The sequence below is a fragment of the Eubacterium ramulus ATCC 29099 genome, from assembly GCF_000469345.1.
GTDB classification, from domain to species: Bacteria; Bacillota; Clostridia; order Lachnospirales; family Lachnospiraceae; genus Eubacterium_I; species Eubacterium_I ramulus.
Genome location: NZ_KI271185.1, coordinates 129,298 through 129,764, shown reverse-complemented (window position 1 = coordinate 129,764; position 467 = coordinate 129,298). Strand labels below are relative to the sequence as shown.

Sequence of the window (467 nt, the reverse complement as noted above, 5' to 3'; positions counted from 1 at the left end):
GGAAAGAAATGGTACTACCGCTTCTATGTAGAGGACGCAAGCGGCAATCTTGTTCAGAAAGAATGCGTTGGAACAGAAAGCAAAAGTGAAACTGAAAAGCTGCTCCGTCAGGCAATGGATGATTATGAGAAAAAGAAATTTGTTGCCAAAGCGGAAAATCTCACAGTCGGACAGCTTTTGGATGTGTGGGCAGAGGAGGAATTAAAAACAGGTACGCTCAGCAATGGTACGGTGGAGAATTACCTCGGAACAATCCGAAATATCAAGAAACACCCATTGGCAGAACGGAAACTGAAAAATGTAACCTCTGAACATTTGCAATCTTTCTTCGATTTGCTTTCCTTCGGGGGAGTTCATCCCGACGGAAAAGAGAGAAAGGGTTACAGCAAAGATTATATCCATTCTTTTTCCGCAGTCATGCAGCAGTCCTTCCGTTTTGCAGTATTTCCAAAGCAGTATATTACGTT

Annotated in this window: 1 pseudogene; it reads left to right on the top strand. The window is 42.8% G+C overall.

The features are described 5' to 3' along the window. Window positions 1–467, top strand: a pseudogene (locus HMPREF0373_RS14685) (site-specific integrase); the annotation flags it as partial.